The organism is Pasteurella sp. P03HT, assembly GCF_054052285.1.
The window spans coordinates 1-797 of the sequence record NZ_JBSIUM010000015.1 but is presented as its reverse complement, the minus strand read 5'-3'; the positions used below and the strand labels follow the sequence as shown (position 1 = coordinate 797).

Annotated in this window: 1 protein-coding gene; it reads right to left on the bottom strand. The window is 46.5% G+C overall.

Annotated features, from left to right (window positions below):
• Positions 1 to 797, bottom strand: a 797-nt coding sequence (locus ACWIT3_RS09520; RefSeq protein ID WP_457162452.1) for a hypothetical protein, incomplete at both ends; no start/stop codon positions are given.

Sequence of the window (797 nt, the reverse complement as noted above, 5' to 3'; positions counted from 1 at the left end):
GCTTCTCTTGCTTCATCTAAGAACTTCGCATTTTTCAAGACGTTGCTTTCAAAGCTTTCGTTACGTTGCTCTTCTAACGCTAACAGATTTTTCAGATTAATATTGTCTTCTAAATCGTCATAACGTGGTTTCGCCGCAACTTGTGCGTCTTGTTCCGCAGCTTTCGCAGCTTTTGACGCTTTTGATGCTTTTGATTGAGAGGCATCACTGCTTCCTGTGAAGAATTGTTTAACACGTTGCAACACAGATGGTTTTTCAACTTGTTCCGCCGTACTATTTTCTGACTTCACTTTCGCTTTCTTATTGCCACCCGCCGCATCTTTCAACTCAGGACGAATTGGTAATAACGGTGCAAAATCCTCTTCCGCCTCTGAGGCGACCACTTTAGGATTTTTCGCGGCTGCCTCATCGCCTCTTGCTTTGGCTTTCGCACGTGCTTCTGCACTCTTATCAACTGTCGCGTACAGATCTTCATCTGTTTTCACTTTAGTTGATACTGTTGGTGCCTCTTCTGTCGTTGAGCGCACTTTGGTGCTTGCCTGTGGTGCAGGCGCGGAACCACCTTCTGCAATCTCAGCATAATCGCCACTGCCCACAACCAGTTTTCTCGCTTGCGGTTGTCCTGGTAACTCAGGTAAGTCACGTTGTGCTTTTGGATTACCCACTGAATTGGTTTCTGGTGCCTCATCCAATACACGTACTCTAGCAGACGGTTGTGACGCCGCTTCTGGTAACGGTTTGTGACTTAATTCTGTTAAGAATTCTTTCACCACTTCTGCGCTGGTCGCCGATTTCGC